Here is a 21,884-nt window from a genome sequence, read left to right as displayed (position 1 = left end):
CTCATGCCACGCGCGGATTTTACGCCAACGCGCCGGCGCGCCCGAGGCCCGCCGCGCCAGGCACCGCTTACGAGATACCGGGCAGGCCCATGGCGGCCAATCCCACGACCGCGCCGCCCAGCAGCAGCCACAGGGGGTGCAGACGGGTACGCCATCCCAGCACGGCCACCACGGCGGCGATCGCGCCCAGCAGCCAGCCGTCCACCGAGGCTTCGGTGATCAAGGCCGCGCTGGCCGCGAGCAGGCCCACCGTGACAGGGAAAATGCCCGCCTGCGCCGCGGCGCGCCACGGCTTGTCCTTGAAGCGGTCCCACAGGCGCATGACCAGGATGACCACCAGCGAAGATGGCACGAACTTGGCTAAGCTGCTGACCAGCATGCCGGGCAAGCCCGCGATGTGCCAGCCCACCATGGGCACGATCATCAGGTTCGGACCAGGCGCGGCCTGCGCCAGCGCGAACAGCGCCGTGAAGTTTTCCGCCGTCATCCAGTGGTGCACGTCGACGACCTGGCGCTGCATTTCCGGCAGGATGGTGTTGCCGCCCCCGAAGGCCAGCAGCGACAGCTGGGTAAACAGGATGGCCAGCTGGATCAATATTTGCGTCATCGGCGCATCCTCCAGCTGACCAGGATGCTGAGCGGCGTCAGCACCAGCATGGTCGGCAGCAAGGGCACCCGCAACACCGCGATGGCGATGAAGCACAGTACCGCGACGACCGTGCCCCAGCGGTTCTTCAGCAAGGGCGCGCCGATCTTCAACGTCAGGGAAATCAGCAGCCCGGCCGCCGCGGCCGCCAGCCCGGCGAACAAGTGGCGCACGTGCGGGTCGTCCTGGTAGTGCTCGTAGACCACGCCCAGCATGATGACCACCACCGTGGGCATGAGCACGAAGCCCAGCATCGCGCCCACGGCGCCCGGCACCCCGCGAAAACGCATGCCCAGCGCCACGGACAGGTTGATGATGTTGCCGCCCGGCAGGAACTGGCACAGGCCCAGCAGCGTGGTGAATTCCTCGCTGGAAATCCAGCGGTGCTTTTCCACCATCATGCGGCGCGCTAGCGGCAAGGCGCCGCCGAAGGCCGTCATTCCCAGCCAGAAAAAGCCCAGGAAAAGCTGCGCCACCGTTGGCGGATCCGCCAAGGGCTCGAGCGCGGGTACTGTGGAATCCGAGGCGGAGTTCATGCCGGCATGTCCATGTAGGAAGAAAAGAAACGGGCGCCACCGCGACGGGGACGTCTTATATATTATATAAGACTTATGCATGAGCGGTCCGCTACATCAGACCAAAAAAAAAGCCACGCGGGAAGCGTGGCGTGCGTGTCGGCGGGCCGTGCGCGCCGCTATGGCCGCCGGCCGAACAGGTCGCCAAGGCCACCGCGCAGCCGCGCCCACATCGCCTTCAGCCCGATACTGAGCATGTTGAGTTCGCCGGCCGGCGCCGCGTGCGCCGCCGCGCCATGCCGGCCCTGCACCATGCGCGATTGGGCCAGCGCGAGGATGGCCTGGGCCTGGCCGAGCACGGCTTGCGCCTGTAGCAGGACAGTCTGGACGTCCACGCCCTGGGCGGAAAAGGCGCCGGCCGCCGCCGGATATGCGGCCGGTGCCCTACCCTGGCCGCCCGTGGGGATGGCGGTTTGCGGCGCGGTGGAATGCGGCGCCGACGGATAGGGCCCCCGGTGTGCCGGCCCATCGCCCATATGGGCGCCCTCCGTGCCCGGCACCGCCTGTGCCGGCGCGCCGGGCAAGCCCTCGCCGCTCCCATCGCCCGCCAGAGACTGCGCCAGGTTCCTTTCAAACTGCCCCAGTATCTGCGATGCCACCTCGGCGATCATGCCGCTGCCGCGCCCGTATTGCGCGACCGAGCCGGACAGCGCCAGCTGCGTCGTCACCGTCACCCGGGTGCCGCCATCCGGCGCGGGCGCCAGCGCGAAACTGAATTCCGAGCGCGCCGAGCCGCGCCCCTTGGGGTCGATGCCGGATCCCTCCAGCCAGGCGACGTGATTCTGGTCGTCCTTGCGCACCAGGGCCGCCTGGCCATCGAACGACAGCCGGATGGGCCCCAGCCGCACCGACACCGCGCCCTTGTACCGGTTGCCGTCCAGGACTTCCGTCAAACGCGCGCCGGGCAGGCAAGGCAGGATGCGCGGCACGTCCAGCATCAACGGCCACGCCTGCTCCAGCGGCAGCGGCACGTGGAAGGTATTGGTGAACTCCATGGCTGTTCCTGAAAGGTTGGAAACTAGGGGCGGTCCACGGGGGATGGAAGCTCGCGCTGGTCCGGGCCGGGCGCGTTCGCGCCCACGCCCTGCTCGCCTGCCGCGTCCAGGCATTCCAGCAGGCGGACCGGTGTCAGGGGGAACTCGGACAGGCGCACGCCATGGCCGGCCAGCGCGTGTTCGACGGCGCCGATGACCGCGGCGGCCACCGGAATGGTGGCGCACTCGCCCACGCCCTTCACGCCCAGCGGATTCAGCGGCGTGATCGACGGCTGGAATATCACTTCCACGTTCGGCACCTCGGGCGCGGTGGGCAGCAGGTATTCCGCGAACGTCGTCGTCAGGGGCTGCCCGCCGCTGTCGTACCCCATCCATTCGAACAGCGCATTGCCGATGCCATGCACCACGCCGCCGTGTACCTGGCCTTCGGCCAGCATGGGATTGATGATGCGTCCGCTATCCTGCACCGCGACGTAGCGGACGATGGCGACCGCGCCGGTCAACGCGTCGACCTCCACTTCGCAGGCATGCGAGGCGCCCGCGTACGCCTGCGCGTCGCAATGGAAATGCACGGTCTCATCCAGGCCGGGATCGCCCGGCACCGGCAGCGCATAGCCGGGAACGCCCTTCAACAGCATGGCAAGCCGCGCCAGCGCGACGGACGAACCCGCGCCGGAGCGCGGCACGACCTCGCCGTTGGCCAGCGTCAGGTCATCCGGCAAGGCGTGCAGCAGGACAGCCGCCGCGTCCAGGATCTTGCGCCGCAGGCGCGCGGCGGCCTGGTCCACCGCGGTACCGGCCATGATGGCCTGACGGCTGGCGAAGCCGCCCATGCCGTAGCCGATGAACGCGGTATCGCCGGCAATCACCTGCACGGCCTCGGGCGCCACCCCCAGGTGTCCCGCGCAGATCTGCGCCAGGGTGGTCTTGATGCCCTGCCCCATGGCCAGGGCGCCGGTGTACACGGTGATCTGGCCCGAGGGCTGCACGCGCACGCGCGCCGATTCGAAGGGCCCGCGGCCGGTCGGCTTGACGCTGTTGGCGACGGCGATGCCGCGGCACAGCCCGCGGTCGCGCGAGGCCTGCCTACGCGCCTCGAAGCCGTCGTAGTCGATGGCCTGCAGCGCCCGCGCCTGCAAGGCCGGGAAATCGCCGCTGTCTATGGTCAGCGGCACCCCGGCGCGCGACTTCAGCGGCTTGGTGTACGGAATCTTTTCGGCCGGAATCAGGTTGCGCCGCCGGCATTCCGCGCGATCGATGCCCAGCTCGATGCTCACGCGGTCCAGCAGCCGCTCCATGACGAAGGCCGCCTGCGGGTAGCCCGCCCCGCGCACCGTGGCGACCGGGACCTTGTTGGTATAGGCCACCGCTACATCCAGATGGTAGGCCGGCACGATATACGGGCCCGTCATGGACGAGGCGGCGTTGTACGGCACGTTGGTGCCCTGTGGCGTGTACGCGCCGTGATCGTGCACCATGCGTCCGCGCAGCCCCAGCAGGCAGCCGCGTTCGTCGACCGCCACGGCCATCGACCAGTACTGGTCGCGCTCCTGGATCGCGCTGACGAAGTTCTCCCGGCGGTCCTCCACCCACTTGACGGCGCGGCCCAGCTTGCGCGCCGCCGCGGGCACCGCAACCTCCTCGGGATAGATCATGAACTTGGCGCCGAATCCGCCGCCGACCTCGGGCGTGACCACACGCAGCAGGTCTTCCGGGTGGCCCAGCATCAAGGCGATCGTATAGTGCAGCTCGTGCGCCATCTGGGTGGAGGACCAGACGGTCAGCTCGCCGGACGCCGGATCCGGACGCGCCAGCACGCCCCGGCCTTCCATGGGGTGCGCACAACCGCGATGCACATGGAATTTCTCTTGCACGACGCGATGCGCGGCGGCGAAGGCGGCATCGCAGTCGCCATATGACAAGGCGTATTCCTGCAAGGCGTTGGATGCCAGTTCGGTGCGCACGCGCGGCGCGGCGGGATCCAGCGCATCGCGGCAATCCGCCACAGCCGGCAGGATGTCGTAGTCCACCGCCACTGCCGCCGCGGCGTCCTCGGCCACATGGCGCGAGGCGGCGACGACGATGGCCACCGCTTCGCCCACGAAGGCAACCTCGGACGGCGCCAGCACGAAGGGCGTGGTGTCGGCCGGCAGGTTGGCCAGCGGAAAGCCCAGCGGCATGCGCCATTCCGTCAATTCGCCGAACAGGTCCCGCGCGGCATAGACGGCGGCGACCCCCGGCATGGCGCGCGCAGCCGCGGCGTCGATCGACAGGATGCGCGCATGCGCATGCGGGCTGCGCACGAAGCAGGCATGCAGCGGCGCATCGACCGCGATGTCGTCCAGGAAGCGCGCAGTGCCCGTCAGCAGTGCCTGGTCCTCGATGCGGCGCGCGGGCTGGCCGATCCCGGGGTTGGACACCGTCGCGGCGCGCTGCCCGGCATCGGGCGCGCCCTCGGGTGCCTTGCGTTCAAGCGATACGTCCATCGACCTGTCCTTCGCGCAGCCGCCGCGCCGCCCGCAGGGCCGCGGCGACGATGTTCTGGTAACCCGTGCAACGGCACAGATGGCCGGACAGCACGTCGCGCACGGCGGCCTCGTCCGGATCCGGATGATCGCGCAGCAGTTCGACCAGCGACATCAGGATGCCTGGCGTGCAATAGCCGCATTGCAGCGCGTGCAATTCGTGGAAGGCGGCCTGCAGCGCGTGCGGCGTGCCGTCCTTGCCGGCCAGGCCTTCGATGGTCTCGACCCGGCAGTCTTCCGCCTGCACCGCCAGCATCAGGCAGGCGCGCGCGGAATGGCCGTCGACCAGCACGGTACAGGCGCCGCACACGCCGTGCTCGCAACCCACGTGCGTTCCCGTCAGCTTCAATTCCCCACGCAGGAAGTCCGCCAGATGCACTCGCGGCTCCGTCGTGCCGCAGCGGCTTTCGCCGTTGACGACCAGCCGTATCGGCCGGGCCTCTGCCCTATCGTCCTGGTTCATGATGATGCGAGCTCCTCGTGCGCGCCGGCCCGCTGGATCGCCTGGCCCAGGGCGCGGCGCGCCAGCACTGCGGCCAGGCGGCGCCGGTACCATGCAGGCACATAGCTATCCGCCGTGGCGTCGATCCGTCCGCACAGGGCGGCGGCGCGCGCCAGGGTTTCCTCGTCCGGCGCGCGGCCCACCAGGCCGCCCTCGGCATCGCGCATGCGCATCGGCGCGACGGCCACGCCGCCCAGGGTTAGCGAAGCCCGCGCGATGCGGCCCTGCTCGTCCAAGGAAATGAGCGCCGCGCAGGAAACGATGGCGAAATCCCCGTGCCGCCGCGCGAATTCGACGAAAGCATGCCCATGGCGGCGCGGCCATATCGGTACGCGCACCGCGGTCACCATCTCGTCGGACGCGACGGCGGGGGTCATATAGGCGGCCGGAAAATCGGCGATGGCGATCTCGCGCGTACCGCGCCGGCTGCGTGCCACGATGGTGGCATCCATGGCCATGGCCACCGTCGGGATCTCCGCGGAAGGATCCAGGTGGCACAGGCTGCCGCCCACGGTGCCGCGGTTGCGCGTCTGCCGGTGCCCGACATGCAGCACCGCCTCGCGCCACAGCGGCAGGCGCGCCGCCACCAGCGGCGAGAACTCGACATCCCGCTGCCGCGTCATGGCGCCGATCTCGATCGCGCCGCCCGCTTCGTCCTCGCGGATATAGGCCAGCTCGGGAATGCGGTTGATGTCGACCAGGCAGTCGGGAAAGGCGAAGCGCATGTTCAGCATGGCGACCAGCGATTGGCCGCCTGCCAGGATGCGCGCGTTTTCCTCGTTGCCCAGCATGTGGAGCGCCTCGTCCACCGAACGTGGCGCCAGGTAACGAAGGACTGGGGCTTTCATCCGCGTCGATCAGATCTTGGACAGATCCAGCGCCGATCGGGCGAACAGCTCTTCCGGTGCCACCTTGCGCTTGGACAGCCCCTGTTCGTAGTGGTAGCGGGCGAAGGTCTCGATGGTGTGGCGGTTGGCCTCCAGCCCGTAGGGCCAGTAGTCTTCGCCCATGATGGAGCGTGCCTCGTTGTAATGGTGCACCATCCACGGCAGCGTGACGGCCAGGTGGCAGATTTCGTTCAGCTCCTTCATCGCCAGCGCCTTGGCCTTCAGGAAGGCCTTGTAGACGCTGACCGGCAGCCAGGGGTTTTCCTCCACCAGCGATTTGCGGATGCCCACCATGTGCATGATGGGGAAGATGCCCGTACGGCGGTAATAGTCCTTTTCGGCTTCGATGTAGTCACCGAACAGACGGCCCACATGGGGCGCGCCGCGCAGGAAGCAGGACGGCGCGCGCGCACCGATGTAGCCGTCGATCTCGCCCGCCTCCAGCATGCCGGACAGGGTCTTGTCATCCGGAATCTGCCGCAGGTCGATTTCCTTGCCGAGTTCGATGGGCGCGCGTTCGCCGCGGCCCGGCTCCTCGATGCCGCCGCGACGCCACTTGATGTCGCTGGGCTTGACGCCGTATTCGTCTTCCAGAATGCCGCGGATCCACACGTTCGCGGTGATCTGGTATTCCGGCACGCCGATGACCTTGCCGCGCAGGTCCTGCGGCGTCTTGATGCCGCGGTCCGTGCGGATGTAGATGCCCGACTGCCGGAACACGCGCGAGATGAAGGCCGGCACCGCGACGTATTCATTGTCGCCGCGCGCGGTGGTCATCATGTGGCTGCTCATGGAGATCTCGGTGACGTCGAACTCCTGGTAGCGAAACGCGCGGTGGAAGGCTTCCTCAGGCTCGACGGGCACCGCGGCGACCTCGCATCCCTCGATGGGCGCGCGGCCGTCGAACAATGCCTGCGTCCGGTCGTACGCGCCGCAGGCCAGACTGATTCTCAACTTGTTGCTCATTGAATGCTCCTTGTTTTTTCGCCATTTATCTGCAAATACCGCCCGCCCTTGCGGCCTTGGCGGGCCCTAGTCCGCGGACAGGCCGATCTTGTGCGCCAGCGCGGTGAACTTGTCGATATCGCCGGCCACCATCTTCTGGAACGCCACCGGCCCGTCGGATGCGGTGTCGTAGCCGAGGTCCGCCAGCTTCTGCTGCACGTCCGGCCGCTGCATGATCTTCGCGACGCCGTCGTATAGCTTCTGCTTGATGTCGCCGGGTGTGCCAGCGGGCGCGAGCAGGCCGTGCCACTGCGTCAGTTCATAGCCGGGGTAGCCCTGCTCGGCGACCGTGGGCACGTCGGGCATCAGCTTGGAGCGATCCTTGGAAGTCACCGCCAGCGCGCGCAGCTTGCCCGCCTTGATGAACGGCAGCGCGCTGGATGCGGTGATCACGGCCAGGCCGATCTGCCCTCCCACCACGTCGTTGAGCGCGGGGCCGCAGCCCTTGTACGGCACGTGCACCATGTTCACCTTGGCCTGCAGCTTGAAGAGTTCGCCCGCCAGGTGCTGGGGCGTGCCGTTGCCGCAGGAGCCGAACGACACGTCGTTGGTCTTCACCGCGGCCTCCGTGACGTCGGCCAGCGTCCTGTACGGCGAATTGGGCGGCACCACCAGCACCGACGGCACATAGGCGATGTTGATGATGGCGTCGAAATCCTTCTTCGGGTCGAAGGGCAAGGTCTTGAACACGCCGGGGTTCACGGCGAAGGAGCTGTTGACCATCAACAAGGAATAGCCGTCCGGGGCGCGCTCCTTCACCACGCGCGCGCCGACGTTGCCGCTGGCGCCGGGACGGTTCTCGACGACCGCGCCTTTGCCCAGCGTGTCGGCCATGTAGTTGCCGACGAGCCGGGCCAGCATATCGGTGCCGCCCCCCGGGGGGAACGTCACGATGATGTCGAAGTTCCGGCTGGGAAAGGACGCGGCGTCCTCCGCGACGGCGGCCGTCCCGCCCCCCAGGCACAGGGCCGCCGTGGCGGCTCCCAGCATCAATTTGCGCAGCTTCATGGCTTGCTTACCCCTTGTGTGCCGGCGCTTCGTGGCGCCGATTTGTCGACTAATTAATCAGCCTACTGAGCTTTTTGCTCATAATACTGAATATCAGTGCGATGGCATCTAGGGAAAGTACTTAGCGCCTGTTAACGCGCGCGCCGCCCTGCACGGGGTACCAGCGGCCAGCCTCGCGCCGCCGGTCGTAAGCGCGTACCCGCCGCCGGCCCTGCGCCGTTGGGGCGAAAAAAACCGGCGCATGCGCCGGTTCGTTGATCCATCGGAGCCGGTCCCCTCGCGGGAGCACCGGCCACGTCCTGCTCAAGGCAGATCGGCCTCGCTGTCCACATACACCAGCCCGGCTTCGCGCAGCTTGTCGCGCATGCCGTAGATATCCAGTCCCAGTTCCCCCGCGGCCAGGCGTTTGCGGTTCAGGGCTTCCTTCTGCAGGCGGGCCTCGCAGGCCTGCGCCACTTCGGCCGCGCGGCGGCGCGGGACGATGACGATGCCGTCGTCGTCGGCCACCACGACATCCCCGGCCGACACCATGGCCCCCGCGCACACGACCGGCAGGTTCACCGATCCCGGCGTGGCCTTGATGGTGCCCTTGGCGGAAATCGCCTTGGACCAGACCGGAAACTGCATGTCCTTCAACGCCTGCACATCGCGGCAGCCGGCATCGATGACCAGGCCGACGATCCCGCGCGCGCGCATCGAGGTCGCCAGCAATTCGCCGAACATGCCGTCGGTATTGGGCGCGCTGCATGCCACGACCATGACGTCGCCGGGCTGGCAAAGCTCGATGGCGGCGTGCAGCATCCAGTTGTCGCCCGGGTGGGCCAGCACCGTGACCGCGCTGCCGCCGATGGCTGCCCCCGCGTAGACGGGACGCATATAGGGCTGCAACAAGCCGCTGCGGCCCTGCGCTTCATGAACGGTAGCCGTACCGGCCGCCGCCAGCCGCGTGATGATTGCGCCATCGGCGCGCTGAATATTCCGTACCGCGAAACTCATGTCAGTCGTCCTCCATAAAGATCAATCGCCCGCGCACCATGCACCGCAAGAAGCAGATGCCGCCCAGGAGCCGCGGATCCGGCTCCGCCAGGGTGGCCTTCCTCACACCACCCGCCGCATGAAACGGGTGCCACTCGGTCGGGGACGCCGCGGATCCGGCTCCGCCGGTCCGCCAGCGTCGCCCCCCTTGAGGGGGGAAGCGCGCAGCGCTTCGGGGGGTGGGCCCCCCTAATCAGCCTTGATATTGGCCGCCTTGATCACACGCGACCACTTGACTGTTTCTTCCTGCACGAACTTGCCGAAATCCGCCGCGCTGCCGGGCGTGGTGACGGCGCCCAGTTCGGACAGCCGCGTCTGCACGTCGTTGTCGGCCAGCGCCTTGTTCAGGGCTTCGTTCAGCTTGGCGACGACGTCGGCCGGCGTGCCCTTGGGCGCGCACAGGCCCCACCATACGGAGGCCGCCGCGTTGGGCAGGCCCAGCGAGGCAACCCTGGGCACGCCCGGCAGCAGCGCGGACGGCTTGCTGTCCAGCACGGCCAGCGTGGTCATCTTGCCCGCCTTGATGTGCGGAATCGCCTCGACCGGGTTGATCGACATGAAGCTGATGCGGCCGCCCAGCATGTCGGTGATGGCCGGCGCGCCGCCCTTGTAGGGCACGTGCAGCGCATCGAACTTGCCCTCGCCCTTCAACAATTCGCTGGCCAGGTGGCCGGAGCTGCCGTTGCCGGCGGAGGCGTAGGTCAGCTTGTCCGGATTGGCCTTGCCGTAGGCGATCATGTCCTGCAGCGTCTTGAACGGCGAGGACGACGGCACGACGACGACCAGCGGCGCATAGCCGATCGCGCCCACCGGGATCAGGTCCTTGGCGGGATCGAAATTCAGGTTCGTGAAAAGCGCGGCATTGCTGGCCAGGGAATTGGAGGCGGTCAGCAGCGTATACCCGTCGCCGGGCGCGCGGGCCACGATGTCCATCCCGATATTGGTCGCGCCGCCGGGACGGTTGTCGATGATAATGCTCTGCTTGAGCGTCTCGCCCATCTTCTGCGCGACCAGGCGGGTGACGATATCCACGGCGCCGCCCGGGGCGTAGGGCACGACGATCTTGATCGGCTTGGACGGGAAGTCGGCTGCGCGGCTCATCGCGGGGAGGGCGGCAAAGGCCACGGTCGTGGCCAGCCCCAAGCCGCGAAAGAGTTTGGACAACGCGCTATTGGCTCGCATTCGAGTCTCCTGGGAATTTCAAAAAAATACCGTCTGTTTCGATCGCTATAATGGTTTACCCTTATTCATAGCGTCCAATACTTTTTCCATTCAGGATTTATACCTTTTCCAAATAACCATGGATTTCCGCCAACTTCGCTATTTCGTTGCGGTGGCCGAGGAACTGAGCTTCAGCGCGGCGGCCCGCCGCCTGCATGTCAGCCAGCCGCCCTTGAGCATGCAGGTGAAATCCCTGGAGGATGAATTGGGCGCCACGCTGCTGCACCGTACCAAGCGGCGTGTGGAACTGACCGAGGCGGGCGCGCTATTCCTGGACCAGGCGCGGCGCGCCCTGCAACACCTGGAGCGCGCCGGCGATGTCGTGCGCCAGGCATTGCAGGGCGAGGCCGGCGAGATCCGCATTGCCTTCACCGCGTCCGTGCCGATGTTCGAAGCCTTCCCGCGCATCGTGCAGGACTTCCGCACCCGGCACCCCTCCGCAAAGGCCGATCTGCTGCATATGTCCACCGGACAGCAATTGCAGGCCCTGGCCGACCGCGGCATCGACGTGGGCTTCCTGCGGCCCTCCATCCTGTTCTGCCCGCCGCCGAATATCCGTGTGCTCACGCTATGGAGCGACCGCCTGATGGCCGCCCTGCCCGCGGAACACCCGCTGGCGTGCACGGACACGCCCCTGCCCATGGCCGCGCTGGCCGGTGAATCGTTCATTCTGTTTCCGCGTGGGCTGGGTTGCGGCTTGTTCGAGCATGTCAGCGTGCTGGCCAGCCGTGCCGGCTTCGCGCTGCAGATCGGCCAGGAAGCCCGGGAAGGCGCCACGATCGTGGGCCTGGTGGCGGCCGGCATGGGCGTTTCCATCCTGCCGGAAACCTATGCCAAGACGGGCATCCCTGGCGTGGTCTACCGCCCCCTGGACACGCCCGACGCGGGCAGCCAGATCCTGCTGGCCCATCGCCAGGACAACGATACGCCCCTGCTCGCGCGTTTCTTCGAAGCGGCCACCGCCTGCCGTTGAATTGCCGCGTCATGGCGCCTTGGGCGCCGGCAGGGCTTATTTCGGGGTGGCGAATATCGTGATCGTGAATTCCGTCAGGCTGTAGCCCATATCGTCGGCGATCTGCCGCAGCCGTCGCTCGATTTCGGGATCGACGAACTCTTCGACGATCCCGGTGGACGTGCTGACCAAGTGGCCATGATGGCGCTCGCCGTCGTTCAGCTCGAAAACCGCCTTGTTGCCGCCGAGCTGACTGCGTTTGAGCAGGCCTGCCTGTTCGAACTGCGTCAGGACGCGATAGACCGTGGCCAGGCCCATTTCAACGCCTTCGTTCATCAAATGCCGGTATACGTCTTCCGCGCTGAGGTGTCGTTGTTCGCTGTTGCGAAAGAGATCCAGTATCTTCAAGCGCGGAAATGTGACTTTGAGCCCGATACCCTTAAGATCGACGGAATCCGTCATGTCTGTCCTCCACCTGACATAAATGCCGCATACGGCCCGGCGACAATGGCATCATGCGCATGGCGCCCGGCCGAGCGGGTCGGGCGCGCTATCGCGGGAACCCCCAAATAATGAGCAATTCCAATCTGCACTACCGGACCTTCCTGTGTCTGCTGATCGTCGTATCGATAGCCTTCGGCTGGATCCTGTGGCCATTCTACGGCGCCGTGTTCTGGGGCACCATCCTGGCGATCATATTTTCCCCCCTGCACCGCCGGGTGCTGGCGCGCCTGGGCAAGCGGCGCAACCTGGCCGCGCTGATCACCCTGTTGCTGTGCGTGCTGATCGCCATCCTGCCCATGATCCTGATCACCGGCTCGCTGGTCCAGGAAGGTACGGCACTCTACCAGCAGATGAAGTCGGGCAACCTGAACTTCGGCCTGTACTTCGAACGTGTGGTGAACGCCCTGCCCCCTTCGGTGCATGCCATGCTGGACCGCTTCGACGTGTCCGACATACGCAGCGTGCAGCAGAAGCTCAGCACCGCCGCGGTGCAGGCCAGCCAATTCCTGGCCACTCAAGCGTTCAGCATCGGCCAGGATACCTTCCAGTTCGTCATCAGCTTCGGCGTCATGCTGTACCTGCTGTTCTTCCTGCTGCGCGACGGCTCATCGCTGTCGCGCAGCATCAGCCGCGCGATCCCGCTCAGCGAAGCCTACAAGCAGCACCTGACGCGCAAGTTCACCACGGTGATCCGCGCCACCATCAAGGGCAATGTGGCGGTGGCGGCCACGCAGGGCCTGCTGGGCGGCCTGGCTTTCTGGGTGCTGGGCATCCAGGGCTCCCTGCTGTGGGGCGTGCTGATGGCCTTTCTGTCGCTGCTGCCGGCGGTGGGCGCGGCGCTGATCTGGGTGCCGGTGGCGGTGTATTTCCTGGTCACGGGCGCCCTGTGGCAAGGCGTGGGATTGATCGCCTTCTGCGTGCTGGTGATCGGCACGGTGGACAACATCATGCGCCCCATCCTGGTCGGCAAGGATACCAAGCTGCCCGACTGGGTCATCCTGATTTCGACGCTGGGCGGCATGGCGCTGTTCGGGCTGAACGGCTTCGTCATCGGCCCGCTGATCGCCGCGCTGTTCACCGCGGTATGGGACCTGTTCGCGCTGGAAGGCGAAGCGCCCGCGGAAGACTGATCCCCGACGCACCAAGCCGATGCCGCTCGACCCGGGACGCGCGCAGCGCTTCGGGGGTGGTCCTATCCAGCCCAGGGGAACTCGATCAGGTTTCCGTATAGGCGGCGCAGCGTGGCCTTGACCTCCGGCGAGCGCTGGTACACCGCGATGAACTTCAGCAGGCGCTGATCCTCTGCATGTTCGGGCAGCGCGACCCAGCGTATGGCGTAGCGCCGCACATTCTCCGGATCGTGGTTGTCGAAGGCCAGGCCATCGCTTTCGTCCAGCCCGCCATGCTTGGCGAACGTCGTGTAGGTGGCCGATGCGGTCACATCGTCGAAAGCGCGCGCCGCCTGCGCGCCTTCGATGGCCACGAACTTCAGGTGCAGCGGGTTGCTTTCCACGTCCAGCAGCGTGGCGCGCTCGGCCGCCCCGGCCTTCAGGCGGATCAGGCCCATGGACTGCAACAGCAGCAGCGCCCGCCCCGTATTGACGGGGTCGGAAGGAATGCCGATGGACGCGCCGCGCGGCAGCGCTTCGCCGCGTTTCACCTTCTTGGAAAACAGGCCCATCGTCGTCGAATAACCATAGGCGATGGGCTGCAGGTTGACGCCACGGCTGCGGTTGAACAGGTCCAGGAAGGGCTCGTGCTGGAAGAAATTGGCCTCGATGGAGCCATCCGCGACGGCGACGTTGGGCATCACCCAATCGGCGAATTCCACCAGCCTTGCGTTGACGCCCTCGTCGCGCGCCTGGGCGATGGCGATTTCCGTGGCTTCGTTGGCCACGCTGGCGATGACGCCGATGCGCAGCGGCGCGGGCTGCGCCCATATCCTGCCGACAGGGGCCGCGCACAGGCCGACCGCCGCGGCCCCGAGGGCGCGCAGCGCACGGCGGCGCGGCAGGTTGGACGGCGCGGGCATCGCTGCGGCGCCTAGGCAGCGCCGTCGTCGCCGGGGCCTTCGCCGAACGGCATGAATTCCCCTGACTGCGGATTGCGGATGAACAGCAGGCCCGTGGCCACGCCGAAATACGCGCCGTGCAGCTGCAATTCGCCGCGCTCCACGCGCTGGCGTATATACGGGAAGGTCATCAGGTTCTTCAAGCTGTGCTCGACGACCCGCAGTTCGAGCCGGCGCAGGTCGGTCTGGCGTTCGCCGGTCAGGTCGACCTTGCGCGCGGTGGCCTCGATCTGCGACATCCACTTGCCGATGAAGTCGCCCTTGGCCAGCGGCTCGGCATCGTCGTAATACGACCGGATACCGCCGCAGGAGGCATGGCCCATGACGACGATGTGCTTGACGTTCAATCCGTTCACGGCGAACTCAATGGCCGAACTGGTGCCGTGATAGTGCGAATCCGGCTCGTAGGGCGGCACCAGGTTGGCCACATTGCGCAGCACGAACATCTCGCCAGGCCCGGCATCGAAGATCAGTTCCGGCGCCACGCGGGAATCGCAACAGCCGATGACCATGATTTCCGGGTTTTGCCCTTCCGCGAGCTGCCGATACCGGTTGCGCTCGGCCGGAAAGCGTCCCGCGAGGAAATCCTGGTAGCCGTCGGTGAGCCGCCGGGGAAAGTTGAAAGTGTCTTCCATGATGCTCCGCCTGCAAGAAAGTTCGAGGCCTATTCTACTAGCGCGGGCCGCTTCGGCACCCGCTGGCACCGGCCAATTTCCCCGCCAATAGCGCCAGCTGGCGCTCCGGCCGCCCCGTCCGGCGGCCTTCCCGGCGCCGCGCCGGCCCTACAATGCACGCATGCCAGCGCCCATTTCCCCGCCCTCCTCGGGCAACCTGTTCGGCAGCCCGGATGAAGAAGCGCCCTGGGACGAACCCATCGCGCCGGGGGCCGTGCTGCTGCGCCGCTACGCATGTGGCCAGGCGCCTGCACTCCTGGCGGCCGTCAAGGCGATCGCCGCCGCGGCCCCCTTTCGCCACCTGCTTACCCCCGGCGGCCAGCGGATGTCCGTCGCGATGACCAACTGCGGCGCCCAAGGCTGGATATCGGACCGGCGCGGCTACCGCTACGGGCCGCGCGACCCCCTCAGCGACCAGCCCTGGCCTGCCATGCCGGAGCTGCTGGCGGCGCTGGCGCGCGATGCCGCCGCACGCGCGGGATATGCGGATTTTGCCCCGGAGGCTTGCCTGATCAACCTGTACCGTCCGGGCGCCCGGTTGACGCTGCACCAGGACCGCGACGAACTCGACCTGCACGCGCCCATCGTGTCGGTATCGCTGGGACTGCCGGCCACTTTCCTGTTCGGCGGCCTGCAGCGCGCCGACCGGCCGCGCCGCTTTCCCCTGGTGCACGGCGACGTCGCGGTCTGGGGCGGCCCGTCGCGCCTGGCCTTTCACGGGATTGCGCCGCTGGCCGACGGCATCCATCCCGCCACCGGGGCCAGCCGCATCAACCTGACCTTCCGCAAGACGCGCTGACCCGCGCCTGTTGAGCCGCGCCTGCTCAGCCGCGCGGGTGGTGCTGCGCGTGCAGCGCCTTCAGGCGTTCACGGGCGACGTGCGTATAGATTTGCGTGGTCGAGATATCCGCATGGCCCAGGAGCATCTGCACCACGCGCAGGTCCGCGCCGTGATTCACCAGGTGCGTGGCGAAAGCGTGGCGCAGGACGTGCGGGGAAATCGGGGCGCGGATGTCGGCTTCGCGCGCGTAGCGCCCCACCATCAGCCAGAAGGTCTGGCGGTGCATGGCGTCGCCACGCACCGTGACGAACATGGCGTCGCAGAGGCGTCCGGCCAGCAGCAGCGGCCGCGCGTGCCGGACGTAGCGATCCACCCAGTGCGCCGCCTCCGCGCCCAGCGGCACCAGGCGATCCTTGCCGCCCTTGCCGCCTACCACCCGAACGACGCCTTCGTTCAGATTGACGTCCAGCGCGGCCAGCCCGACCAGTTCGGATACGCGCAGGCCGGTGGCATACAGGGTTTCCAGCATGGCCTTGTCGCGCAGGCCCAATTCGGTTTCCACGCGCGGTGCGCGCAGCAGGGCTTCCACCTGCGCCTCGGACAGGATCTTGGGAGTGCGCAGCGGCTGGCGGGCGGAACGTACGGACAGGCAGGGATCCTGGGCGATCCGCCGCTCGCGCAGCGCCCATTGGAAATAGCGCCGCAGCGCCGACAGTCGCCGGTTGGCCGTGGTCGCCCGCGTATCGGCATGGACGGACGCGAACCAGCTTTCGATATCACCCGCGCGCGCCTCGGAAATGCGCCGGCCTTCATGCGCATGCAGCCAGACGTCGAAGGCCGCCAGATCGTTGCGGTAGGCGCCCAGCGTGTTGCGGGACAGGCCGTCCTCCAGCCACAGCGCATCGAGGAATTCCGCCACCGTGGGATCGATATCGCGCCTGCTTTGCAGCGATGGCGGCTCGGCGGCGGCGGAACGCGGCGCGTTCGGCATCGCGGATCAGCCGCCGGACATGCGCACGGATTCGGGTGCCACGGCGGCATCCGCCGCCCGCTGCCGCGCGACCCAGGCGTTGTACCCGCCGGCCAGCGCGCCGGCATTGCGATAGCCCGCGCGCAGCAAGCGATCGGCCAGCACCGCGGCCGAGATTTCCTCCGGGCAGGCGCAGTACACGACGATGTGCGCGTCCAGCGGCCATTGATACGGTTCCTCGCCGATGCGGGCATGCGGGTCGACCGGAATGGCCCCGGGCAAGGGATCGTCGCTGCTGGCCCGCACGTCCAGGAGCACGGGCACGCGGCCCTGGGCCTGCATTTCCTCCAGCTCGTCCAGCGTCACGCGGCGCACGTGGGCAAAACGCCGGATGGTGCGCTTGCGGCGCGCCCAGCGGTAGGCCAGGTAGGCCACCAATACGACCGCGATGGTCAGCAGGCCATAGCCACCATAGTCGCCCAGCACGCCCAGGACCTGTCCGACCATGTCGTTGAAGGCGATACCGACGATCAGTGCCGAACCCGCCCAGATCAGCGAACCCGCGGCATCGTAGGTCATGAAGGTGCGGAAAGGCAGGCCGGCGAAGCCCGACATCACGGTGGACAGCGCGCTGGCCCCAGGCAGGAATTTCGCGACGAGCAGGACACGCGGGCCGGTGCGCCAGTACAGGGATTGCGTCTGGCGGATGCAGGAATCGCGCGAAATCGACACCCGGCAGACCGTGCTGAGCAGGCCGCTGCCGAAGCGCTTGCCGCCGGCATACCACCCCGCATCGGCGATCAGGCAAGCGAGCACCGCGGCCGCCAGCGTGAGCGGCCAGAACAGGTGGCCATGCGCCGCCAGCGCCCCCGCCACGACCAGCAGGGGATAGGCCGGGATGGGCAGGCCGGCCTGCTCCAGCAGCACGTTCAGGAAAACCAGCAGCGGCCCGTACTCCAGCAGCAGGGTCTCGATATCTTTCAAATCAGTTGCCTTTCAAATTTCGCGGCGAAACACCTGCAAACCGGCGCCGGCCACCGGAAACGCGCGGCCCAGCGCCGCCATATCGGATAATGAGGGCACGCTGGCTATTTTTCAATTCGGCGGAGACCCCTGCATGCGCCGCCCGCCCTTCATTACCCGCATTCTCGCCATCGGCATCCTCTTGCACGTGTACATCGGGTTGCGCCTCATCCCCGACGCGCCCGTTTCCGACGCCATCCGCTGGCTGGCAGGACTATACCTGGTGGCGTCCTGCGTGCTGATCCCTCTTGGCACGCGCGCCCGCCGGATGGCGCCGCGCTGGTCGCGGCAGGCGGCCTGGACGGGCCTGACGGCCATGGGGTTTTTCTCTTCCCTGCTGGTGATGACGGTGCTGCGCGATGTGGTGCTGGCCGCCGTGTGGGCCGCCGAGGCCCTGCGCGGTGTGCCGCACGGCGATGCGTCCGTGCGCGCGGCGTCCGCCCTCGCGGTGCCCGTGCTGGCGCTGCTGGTCACCCTGCTGGGCCTGTTCAATGCGCGGCGCCTGGCACGCGTGGTCACCGTCGACGTGCCCATCGCCGGCCTGCCCCCCGCCCTGGCCGGCTTCACCATCGCACAGATCAGCGACGTGCATGTCGGCCCGACGATCCGCCGGCCCTATGTCGAAGCCATCGTGGCGGCGGTCAACGCGCTGAGCGCGGACGTCGTCGCCATCACCGGCGACGTGGTCGACGGCCCGGTGGACCAACTGTCCCCACATACGGCGCCACTGGCCGGCCTGGCCGGCCGCTACGGCACCTATCTGGTGACCGGCAATCACGAGTACTACGCCGGCGCGCGCGAATGGGTGGCCGAATTCCAGCGCCTGGGCCTGCAGGTGCTGTCCAACCGCCACGTGGTCATTTCGCACAACGGCGCGCGGCTGGTGCTGGCCGGCGTCACGGACTACACCGCGGGGCAGTTCGATCCCGCGCAGCGCAGCGACCCGCGCGGCGCCCTGCTGGGCGCGCCGGCCGACGCGGCCGTGCGCATCCTCCTGGCCCACCAGCCGCGCACGGCGATCGCCGCCGAACCGGCCGGCTATACGCTACAAATATCCGGGCATACCCACGGCGGCCAGTTCCTGCCCTGGAATTTCTTCGTGCGCTTGCAGCAGCCCTTCACCGCGGGGCTGCGGAAAATGGGCCGCCTCTGGGTCTATACCAGCCGCGGCACGGGTTATTGGGGTCCCCCCAAGCGCGTGGGCGCGCCGTCGGAAATCACCCGCATCCGGCTGGTGCCGGCGCGCGGCGGCTGAGTTCACTCCGCCGGCGGGGACGGCAGATGCAGCCGCCCCGTGTGGTAGTCGTAGGCGTAGACCTCGCCGTAGCGACCCCATTCGACGGCTACCTTCAGCACGCGCTCGGCCTCGTCCGCCTTGAGGAATTCCTCCAGCATGTCCAGGAACTGCTTGTCCGGCAGTTCGCCGGTGGGTTCCTGCTGCAGCGAATGGCAGATGTTGGCGGCCAGGGGGATATGCGCCAGCAACTGCCGGCCGAAGATTTCCTGGCGCTCCTGCTGTTCGGCGCCAGCGTAGCGGCGGCCCACCGCGGTGAGCGCGATATCGCCCTGTTCGACGACCGCCAGGCCCAGCAGGCCCAGCGCCTCGTAGGCCGGGAACAATTCCTCGTCGGGCAGGCCGGCTTCCTCTGCCAGGCGCGGCAGGTCCGCCCTGCCGTTCAAGGGCGGCTCGGCCAGCAGCTCCAGCACGGCTTCCATGGTGCCAACATTGGCGTCGGGCAGGCGATAGGCCTGGTGCACCGGCGTGGGCGGCGCCCCGGCGGCCGTCGCGGGCAGCGGCTTGGCCGTCATCAGCGAATAAACCTGGTCCACCAGCGCGCGCACTTCCGGCGAGTCGGCGTTGCGCGGGCGCGGCAGCGTGACGTGGATTTCATCGCGCACGCGGCCGGGATCGCTGGCAAAGATCAGGATGCGGTCGGCCATCATGACCGCTTCCTCGATGTTGTGCGACACCACCAGGATGCCGCGCGTGCCCATGCGGCGTTCTTCCCACAGTTCCAGCATGTCGTCGCGCAGGGATTCACCGGTCAGCACGTCCAGCGCGGAGAAGGCTTCGTCCATGAGCAGCACGTCGGGATTGGTGGCCAGCGCGCGGGCGATGCCCACCCGTTGCCGCATCCCGCCGGACAGTTCGCGCGGCAAGGCGCCGCCGAAGCCGGCCAGGCCGATCAGCTCAAGCGCGGCCTCGGCGCGCTGTTCGCGTTCGGCGGGCGCCACGCCCTGCGCCTCCAGGCCCAGCGCGACGTTCTGCCGCACGGTCAGCCAGGGAAACAGCGCGAAGGACTGGAACACCATGGCGATGCCGGCGGCCGGACCATACAGCGGCTGCCCGCGATAGCGGATGGTGCCGTGGTCGGCCGGGATCAGGCCGGCCATGATGCGCAGCAGCGTCGACTTGCCAGAGCCCGATTTGCCCAGCAGCGCCACGATCTCGCCTTCCCGCAAATGAAAATCGACGCCCTCCAGCACCGAGCGGGTCGCGCCGTCGGCCGTGCGGAACATTTTGCTGACTCCGGTCAGCTCCAGCAGATTGTTCTGGACCATCATCGCTATCTGCTCCACTTTTCCGCCAATACATACAACCGGCGCCACAGCAACCGGTTCAAGCCCATCACGAACACGCACATCACGCCGATGCCCAGCGCGATGCGCGGGAAATCGCCGCGCGAGGTCATGTCGGCGATATAGCCACCCAGCCCGGTCGCGGTCAGCGTGGTCTTGCCCCAGGTCACGACCTCGGCGACGATGCTGGCGTTCCACGAGCCGCCGCTGGCCGTGATGGCGCCGGTCACGAAGCTGGGAAAGACCGCGGGCAGATAGAAGCGCCGCCACTTCAGCCATCCCTTCAGGCCCAGGTTGTCGGCGGCATAGCGCAGCTCGCTGGGAATGGTGGTCGCGCCGGCCACCACGTTGAACAAGATATACCACTGGGTGCCGAAGATGATCAGCGGGCTGAGCCAGATTTCCGGGTTCAGCCGGAAGGCGACGATGAAGATGACCGCCAGCGGGAAAAGCAGGTTGGACGGGAAAGCCGCCAGCAGCTGCGCCACCGCCTGCACACGCTGGGACCAGTTGGGCCGCAGGCCGATCATGATGCCCACGGGCACCCACACCAGGGAGGCCAGCGCGATCAACACCAGCACGCGCAGCAGCGTGATCAGGCCCAGGCCGAACACGCGCAGCACTTCGGACCAACCCACCTCGGCGTGCACGAACAACACCAGCCGCCACACGGCGATCAGCGCAAGCGCCGTCAGCACGGCGTCCACCGCGCGCTCGACATACGTGCTGCGGGTGCGCACGCGGGCGCGTACCGACGTCCCATCGTATTCGCGGCGAAACCAGCCCAGCACGCGTTGCGCCTGCTGCGCAAGCGCTTCGCTGCACGCCCGCGTCAGCCGGCCGCGCCGCAGCCAATCCAGCACCCAGGACTGCTGCGCGGTATTGCCCTGCGTATCCTCGAAGCGGAATTTGTCGGCCCAGGCCAGCAGCGGGCGAAAGAACAGCTGGTCGTACAGCAGGATGCCGATCGCCATGGCGACGATGGCGTAGACGATCGCATGCACGTTTTGCGCATCGATGGCGACCGCGATGTACGAACCGATGCCAGGCAGCTTGATGTCCTGGTTGGAGACGGTGATCGCTTCGGACGCCACCACGAAGAACCAGCCGCCGGACATCGACAGCATCATGTTCCATAGCAGCGCCGGCGTGGCGTAGGGCAGCTCCAGCCGCCAGAAGCGTTGCCACGCGCTGAGGCGGAACACGCGCGCCGCCTCGTTCAGTTCCGACGGCACCGTGCGCATGGACTGGTACAGGCTGAGCGCCATGTTCCAGGCCTGGGACGTGAAGATGGCGAAGATGGCGGCGCACTCCACCCCCAGCAGGCTGCCCGGAAACAGGGCGATGAAACCCGTGACCGTGATCGACAGGAAACCCAGGATGGGAATGGACTGCAGGATGTCCACCATGGGCACCAGGATCTTCTCCGCGGTGCGGGACTTGGAGGCGACCGCCGCGAAGACGAAGCTGAACACCAGCGACGCGCCCAGCGCCATGAACATGCGCAGCGTGGTCCGCAGCAGGTAATACGGCAGATAGGCAGGATCGAGCGAGATCGGCAGGGGCGTACCGACCGCATAAGGCTTGGCCATTTGCGAAGCCCCGAAGGCCAGCGCCGCCAGCACGCCCAGGATCAGGGGCAGCAAAGCCCAGTCCCATCGATTGGGACCGCGGCCGTCGGCGGATCGGACCGCCGGCTTGGAAACAAAAATCGGGTACATCCCTGCTCCCGCAGGCAAAGACAGGATGACGGACCGAGGCGCGGCATGCGCGCCCGCAAAGGCGTGCGCACGGTATCACGACGGCGCAACAGCGTCCACCGTGAAAACTTGACGCCATTCTGAATGCGACGCGCCAGGCCTATGGGGTGCAGTACAACGGCCCGCGACACGGCGATGCGTTGATTTTTCGTTTACGATCGTCGGCTTCT

Annotated in this window: 21 protein-coding genes; 4 read left to right on the top strand and 17 right to left on the bottom strand. The window is 67.5% G+C overall.

What is annotated here, in order from left to right; translation table 11 throughout:
• Positions 1 to 67 precede the first annotated feature (67 nt).
• The 10 genes from AKI39_RS11095 to AKI39_RS11050 form a co-directional block, all read right to left on the bottom strand.
• Positions 68 to 607 carry a chromate transporter gene (locus tag AKI39_RS11095; RefSeq protein WP_066635639.1) on the bottom strand — a complete coding sequence of 180 codons (540 nt, stop codon included), beginning with the start codon at positions 605 to 607 and terminating at the stop codon, positions 68 to 70.
• Positions 604 to 1,182, bottom strand: a complete 579-nt coding sequence (locus AKI39_RS11090; RefSeq protein ID WP_066635637.1) for a chromate transporter — start codon at positions 1,180 to 1,182, stop codon at positions 604 to 606. The genes AKI39_RS11095 and AKI39_RS11090 overlap by 4 nt, the downstream gene beginning before the upstream one ends.
• Positions 1,183 to 1,340: 158 nt before the next feature.
• Positions 1,341 to 2,216 carry an SRPBCC family protein gene (locus AKI39_RS11085; RefSeq protein ID WP_076879690.1) on the bottom strand — a complete coding sequence of 292 codons (876 nt, stop codon included), beginning with the start codon at positions 2,214 to 2,216 and terminating at the stop codon, positions 1,341 to 1,343.
• 23 nt (positions 2,217 to 2,239) lie between these two features.
• Entirely contained in the window at positions 2,240 to 4,702 is a 2,463-nt protein-coding gene (locus AKI39_RS11080; protein ID WP_083228771.1) for a xanthine dehydrogenase family protein molybdopterin-binding subunit, read from the bottom strand.
• On the bottom strand, positions 4,686 to 5,204 hold the full coding sequence (locus tag AKI39_RS11075; protein WP_066635632.1) for a (2Fe-2S)-binding protein: 519 nt from the start codon (positions 5,202 to 5,204) through the stop codon (positions 4,686 to 4,688). The genes AKI39_RS11080 and AKI39_RS11075 overlap by 17 nt, the downstream gene beginning before the upstream one ends.
• The gene (locus AKI39_RS11070; RefSeq protein ID WP_066635620.1) at positions 5,201 to 6,091 is read right to left on the bottom strand and encodes an FAD binding domain-containing protein; all 891 of its coding nucleotides are present in this window, start codon (positions 6,089 to 6,091) and stop codon (positions 5,201 to 5,203) included. The genes AKI39_RS11075 and AKI39_RS11070 overlap by 4 nt, the downstream gene beginning before the upstream one ends.
• A 9-nt stretch (positions 6,092 to 6,100) precedes the next feature.
• The gene (locus AKI39_RS11065) at positions 6,101 to 7,096 is read right to left on the bottom strand and encodes an ABC transporter substrate-binding protein (RefSeq protein ID WP_066635617.1); all 996 of its coding nucleotides are present in this window, start codon (positions 7,094 to 7,096) and stop codon (positions 6,101 to 6,103) included.
• Between the two features lie 66 nt (positions 7,097 to 7,162).
• On the bottom strand, positions 7,163 to 8,143 hold the full coding sequence (locus tag AKI39_RS11060) for a Bug family tripartite tricarboxylate transporter substrate binding protein (RefSeq protein ID WP_066635615.1): 981 nt from the start codon (positions 8,141 to 8,143) through the stop codon (positions 7,163 to 7,165).
• A 303-nt stretch (positions 8,144 to 8,446) separates the two neighbouring features.
• Positions 8,447 to 9,139: a 4-carboxy-4-hydroxy-2-oxoadipate aldolase/oxaloacetate decarboxylase gene (locus AKI39_RS11055; protein ID WP_066635612.1), complete on the bottom strand. Its 693-nt coding sequence runs from the start codon at positions 9,137 to 9,139 to the stop codon at positions 8,447 to 8,449.
• A 228-nt stretch (positions 9,140 to 9,367) separates the two neighbouring features.
• Positions 9,368 to 10,360 (bottom strand): Bug family tripartite tricarboxylate transporter substrate binding protein, encoded by a 993-nt coding sequence (locus AKI39_RS11050; protein ID WP_066635609.1) that lies wholly within the window; start codon positions 10,358 to 10,360, stop codon positions 9,368 to 9,370.
• A 118-nt stretch (positions 10,361 to 10,478) separates the two neighbouring features.
• Between AKI39_RS11050 and AKI39_RS11045 the strand changes: the two genes are divergently transcribed.
• Positions 10,479 to 11,372: a LysR substrate-binding domain-containing protein gene (locus AKI39_RS11045; RefSeq protein ID WP_066635606.1), complete on the top strand. Its 894-nt coding sequence runs from the start codon at positions 10,479 to 10,481 to the stop codon at positions 11,370 to 11,372.
• Between the two features lie 36 nt (positions 11,373 to 11,408).
• Here the strand turns inward: AKI39_RS11045 and AKI39_RS11040 are convergent, their stop codons facing one another.
• Entirely contained in the window at positions 11,409 to 11,813 is a 405-nt protein-coding gene (locus tag AKI39_RS11040) for a transcriptional repressor (RefSeq protein WP_066635603.1), read from the bottom strand.
• A 110-nt stretch (positions 11,814 to 11,923) separates the two neighbouring features.
• Here AKI39_RS11040 and AKI39_RS11035 point away from each other — a divergent pair, with 110 nt between their 5' ends.
• Positions 11,924 to 12,985 (top strand): AI-2E family transporter, encoded by a 1,062-nt coding sequence (locus AKI39_RS11035; RefSeq protein WP_066635600.1) that lies wholly within the window; start codon positions 11,924 to 11,926, stop codon positions 12,983 to 12,985.
• Between the two features lie 62 nt (positions 12,986 to 13,047).
• On the opposite strand, the gene AKI39_RS11030 is transcribed toward AKI39_RS11035, so the two are convergent.
• Positions 13,048 to 13,887, bottom strand: a complete 840-nt coding sequence (locus tag AKI39_RS11030) for a MetQ/NlpA family ABC transporter substrate-binding protein (RefSeq protein WP_066635597.1) — start codon at positions 13,885 to 13,887, stop codon at positions 13,048 to 13,050.
• 11 nt (positions 13,888 to 13,898) lie between these two features.
• Complete coding sequence (locus AKI39_RS11025) at positions 13,899 to 14,561, bottom strand: carbonic anhydrase (protein ID WP_066635594.1); 663 nt, start codon at positions 14,559 to 14,561, stop codon at positions 13,899 to 13,901.
• 160 nt (positions 14,562 to 14,721) lie between these two features.
• Between AKI39_RS11025 and alkB the strand changes: the two genes are divergently transcribed.
• Positions 14,722 to 15,399, top strand: a complete 678-nt coding sequence (gene alkB, locus AKI39_RS11020; protein WP_083228770.1) for a DNA oxidative demethylase AlkB — start codon at positions 14,722 to 14,724, stop codon at positions 15,397 to 15,399.
• A gap of 25 nt (positions 15,400 to 15,424) precedes the next feature.
• On the opposite strand, the gene xerD is transcribed toward alkB, so the two are convergent.
• The gene (gene xerD, locus AKI39_RS11015) at positions 15,425 to 16,372 is read right to left on the bottom strand and encodes a site-specific tyrosine recombinase XerD (protein WP_066635591.1); all 948 of its coding nucleotides are present in this window, start codon (positions 16,370 to 16,372) and stop codon (positions 15,425 to 15,427) included.
• 6 nt (positions 16,373 to 16,378) lie between these two features.
• Entirely contained in the window at positions 16,379 to 17,335 is a 957-nt protein-coding gene (locus AKI39_RS11010) for a VTT domain-containing protein (RefSeq protein ID WP_066635588.1), read from the bottom strand.
• A 133-nt stretch (positions 17,336 to 17,468) separates the two neighbouring features.
• Between AKI39_RS11010 and AKI39_RS11005 the strand changes: the two genes are divergently transcribed.
• Positions 17,469 to 18,629, top strand: a complete 1,161-nt coding sequence (locus AKI39_RS11005) for a metallophosphoesterase (RefSeq protein WP_066635585.1) — start codon at positions 17,469 to 17,471, stop codon at positions 18,627 to 18,629.
• Between the two features lie 2 nt (positions 18,630 to 18,631).
• On the opposite strand, the gene AKI39_RS11000 is transcribed toward AKI39_RS11005, so the two are convergent.
• On the bottom strand, positions 18,632 to 19,936 hold the full coding sequence (locus tag AKI39_RS11000) for an ABC transporter ATP-binding protein (protein WP_066642724.1): 1,305 nt from the start codon (positions 19,934 to 19,936) through the stop codon (positions 18,632 to 18,634).
• A gap of 5 nt (positions 19,937 to 19,941) precedes the next feature.
• Positions 19,942 to 21,675 carry an ABC transporter permease gene (locus AKI39_RS10995; RefSeq protein ID WP_066635582.1) on the bottom strand — a complete coding sequence of 578 codons (1,734 nt, stop codon included), beginning with the start codon at positions 21,673 to 21,675 and terminating at the stop codon, positions 19,942 to 19,944.
• Between the last annotated feature and the right edge of the window lie 209 nt (positions 21,676 to 21,884).

The organism is Bordetella sp. H567 (assembly GCF_001704295.1).
Taxonomy (GTDB): Bacteria; Pseudomonadota; Gammaproteobacteria; order Burkholderiales; family Burkholderiaceae_B; genus Bordetella_C.
The sequence above is the reverse complement of the archived record's forward strand: the minus strand, read 5'-3'. Positions and strand labels throughout refer to the sequence as shown.